At 73.7% G+C, this 3927-nt stretch carries 2 protein-coding genes; one reads left to right on the plus strand and one right to left on the minus strand.

Annotated features, from left to right (window positions below):
• Nucleotides 1-128: 128 nt before the first annotated feature.
• A complete protein-coding gene (locus EYA84_RS28300; protein WP_131056974.1) occupies nt 129-1337 on the minus strand; it encodes an amino acid deaminase/aldolase in 1209 nt (402 codons plus the stop codon).
• A gap of 147 nt (nt 1338-1484) precedes the next feature.
• Here EYA84_RS28300 and tmk point away from each other — a divergent pair, with 147 nt between their 5' ends.
• Entirely contained in the window at nt 1485-3836 is a 2352-nt protein-coding gene (gene tmk, locus EYA84_RS28305; RefSeq protein ID WP_394347625.1) for a dTMP kinase, read from the plus strand.
• Nucleotides 3837-3927: the final 91 nt, after the last annotated feature.

Consider the following 3927-nt stretch of genomic DNA (forward strand, 5'->3'; position numbering starts at 1 on the left):
CGCCTGACCTCACCCGACCCGGCGACGCAGCCCGCGGGGAACCCGCCCGGCCCGCCGGACCGGTGGCACCGAGTGCACCACGCCACGACCACGGCGGAGAACCACGCCGTGGTGTCGGTGTGGAGTGCTCAGAGGAAGGCGTGTCCCTCGCCCCGATAGGTCGGTACGGTGCCCACCACGTGGTCGCCGTCGACCAGGTGCAGCTCGTTCACCCGTTCGCACAGCTCGCCGGACTTGGCGTGGCGGAACCAGACCCGGTCTCCGACACGCAGGGTGGCGGCCGGCGCGCCGGTCAGCGGGGTCTGCACCTCGCCGGCACCCTCGGCGCCGAGCAGCTTCAGGCCGGTCGGCAGCCACGGGCGGGGCAGCCGGCTGTCGGCGGCGGAACCGGAGGCGATCCAGCCGCCGCCGAGCACGGTGGCCAGGTCAGGTGCCGGCCGGCGGACCACCGCGCAGGCGAAGAACGCCGCCGGGGTGGGCCGCCAGGTGCGGTACGCGTCGAAGAGCGTCGGTCCGTACAGCCCCGATCCCGCGGTGACCTCGGTGACCGCGGGATCGGCGCTGGTGGCGGCCACGCTGCCGGTCCCACCGCCGTTGACGAACTCCAGGTCGGCGTGTTCGCGTACCGCAGCCACCGCCGCACCTCGGCGGGCCAGCAACTCGCGGTACGACCCGCGCTGGGCCACCCGGATCGCGGCGCCGAGCATCGCCTGCCCCGGCGGGGCGTCGCCCAGGCCGGCGATCTGCGCCTCGTACGACATCAGGCCGACCAGCCGGTAGCCGGCCCGCCGGGCGACGGTGGCGGCGAGTCGGCCGGCCGCCCGGGCGGTGTGCACCGGTGAGCGGCGGACCCCGACGTGCACCCGGCCGCCCAGCAGTCGCCACGAGGCGTCCAGGTCGAGGCAGACACGCAGCTCCGGGCGGTGGCCCGGGGCGGTCACCGTGTCGTAGAAGTCGAGCTGGCCGGGGTCGTCGACCATCAGCGTGATCGCCGCCGCCAGCGCCGGATCGGCGGCCAGCTCGGTCAGCGCCCCACGGTCGGCGGTGGGGTACGCCACCAGCACGTCGGCGGTGACCCCGGTCCGGACCAGCCAGATCGCCTCGGGCAGCGTGAACGCCATCACCGACCGCCAGCCCGGGCGGGCCAGCGCGCGGGCGATCAGGTCCCGGCAGCGCAGCGACTTGCTGGCGATCCGCAGCGGCTTGCCGATGGCCCGCGAGGTCAACGCGGCGGCATTGTCGTCGAAGGCCGTGAGGTCGACCACCGCGTACGGAGGGTCGAGGTGCGCGGTCGCCCGGTCCAGCCGGTGGCGCAGGTTATCGCTGTCGGTGGCCACGTGTGCACGCTAACTGTGAAACGGTGAATGCGAAATACCCTCGCATCTGGCGCCCGGGGTCGGGTTGGCAACCGCGTCCTAGGCTCGGCGAGCAGGTGATGCGCGACGGGGGGAGGTCCCCGTCGGGACTAGAGTGTTCCACCGGGGGTGCCCAGCGATGGGCCGGCACGTGGAGGTACGGCCATCGAAAGCCAGTTCAACGGCGAGTCGTCCGGCGTGTCGCCGTCCGCGGACCAGCCCGCCGGGACATCCGGCCGGGACACGACCGGCTTACCCGGCGGCGGTGCCGCCGGCCAGCCCGCCGATCCCAAGAGCCCACCGGGCGCGCCCACCGACCCGAAGAGCCCACCGAGCGGGCCCGCCGCCCAGGCCGACCTGTCCGGCTACGGCGCGATCCGCTCTGTGCTGCGTATCCGCCCGTTCCGCCGGCTCTGGATCGTGCTCGGCGCCGCCTCCTTCGGCGACTGGCTCGGCCTGCTCGCCACCAGTGTCTTCGCCGCCGCTCAGGTGGAGGGGAACACCGCCAAGGGCGCTGCGTTCGGTGGCGTGATCGCCATCCGGCTGCTGCCCGCACTGGTCCTCGGCCCGTTCGCCGGGGTGCTCGCCGACCGGTTCGACCGCCGCTGGACCATGGTCATCTGCGACGTGCTGCGATTCCTGCTGTTCGCCTCCATCCCGCTGTACGCGCTCACCGGCGCCAGCGGCGCCCGGGTGGTGAGCTGGGCGGCGATCGCCACGTTCCTGATCGAGACGGTCACCCTGCTCTGGATCCCGGCCAAGGAGGCCGCGGTCCCCAACCTCATCCCGCGTGCCCGGCTGGAGACCGCCAACCAGCTCACGCTCATCACCACGTACGGCCTGACCCCGATCGCCGCCGCGATCCTGCTCGCCTCGGGCGACGGCATCGTCCGGGGTGTGACCGGCGGCGAGATGCCCGCCTGGGCCGAGCCGGCCCAGCTCGCGCTCTGGTTCAACGCGCTCTCCCGCCTCGCCACCGCCCTGGTGGTGGCGTTCGGCATCAAGGAGATCAGCCAGGCGCAGACCGCCGAGGGGGAGCGCACCGAGCAGAGCATGCTGCGCCAGTTCGCCGAGGGCTGGCGGTTCATCGCCCAGACCCCGCTGGTCCGCGGCCTGGTCCTGGGCATCCTGGGTGCCTTTGCCGGCGGCGGCATCGTGATCGGCACCGCCCGCTTCTTCGCCGCCTCGCTCGGCGCCGGTGACGCCGCGTTCTATCTGCTCTTCGGCGCGATCTTCCTGGGCCTGGGGATCGGCATCGGGCTCGGCCCGATGATCGTCCGGGACATGTCCCGGCGCCGCTGGTTCGGCATGAGCATCGTGCTGGCCAGCGCCTCGGTGATGACGCTGGCCTTCGCCTTCCACCTGTCCATGGCCCTGCTCGGGGCGATCCTGGTCGGCGCCGGGGCCGGGATGGCCTTCCTCTCCGGCACCACGCTGCTCGGCGGCGAGGTCGCCGACGAGGTACGCGGTCGGGTCTTCGCCGTGGTGCAGATCGGTACCCGGCTGGTGTTGATCCTGGCCATCGCGCTGGGCAGCCTGCTCGCCGGCGTCGGCGGCTCCCGGACGTTCGAGATCGCCGACCTGGGCATCTCGGTCTCCTCGACGCGGCTGCTGCTGCTCGTCGCCGGTGCCGCCGGGATCTTCGCCGGGATCAGCGCGTTCGGGCAGATGGACGACAAGAAGGGCGTACCGGTCCTGGCCGACCTGTGGGGATCGATCCGGGGTCGCCCGCTGATGCCGGCCGAGCCGTTCGTCTCGGCCGGGCTCTTCGTGGTCTTCGAGGGTGGCGAGGGCGCGGGCAAGTCGACCCAGCTCGCCCAGCTTGCCGAGCGGTTGCGCGGCGACGGGCGGGACGTGGTGGTGACCCGGGAACCGGGTGCGACCGCCGTCGGCACCCGGATCCGGTCGATGGTGCTGGACACCACCGGGGACGAGGCGCCCTCGCCGCGCGCCGAGGCCCTGCTCTACGCCGCCGACCGGGCTCACCACGTGGCCACCGTGGTCCGTCCCGCCCTGGTCCGGGGCGCGGTGGTGATCAGTGACCGGTACGTCGACTCGTCCCTGGCGTACCAGGGTGCCGGTCGTACGCTGCCGGTCGACGAGGTCTCCTGGCTCTCCTCCTGGGCCACCGGTGGGCTCAAGCCCGACCTGGTGGTGCTGCTCGACGTCGACCCCCGGACCGGGCTGTCCCGGGTGGCCGCACGGAGCCAGGCCGCCGACCGGCTGGAGGCCGAGTCGGTGGGCTTCCACGAGCGGGTCCGGTACGCCTTCCTCGACCTGGCCGCCGCCGACCCCAAGCGGTACCTCGTCCTCGACGGCTCCCGCCCGGCGGAGGAGATCGCCGAGCAGGTGGCCCGCCGGGTGGAGGAACTGCTCGGTGCCCCCGGCGGCATCTCGCACCCGGACCCGGCGAACGGCCCGGACACCTCGGTCCAGCCCGAGTTATCCCCATCGGAGCTGGTGACGACGGAGCGAAGTTGATGCCGGACGCCTTCGCCGACCTGGTCGGGCAGGACGACGCGGTGGAGACGCTGCGCCGTGCGGCGTCGGCCGCCGCCGCGGTGCTGCGCGC

This window comes from Verrucosispora sp. SN26_14.1 (assembly GCF_004307965.1).
GTDB lineage: Bacteria > Actinomycetota > Actinomycetes > Mycobacteriales > Micromonosporaceae > Micromonospora.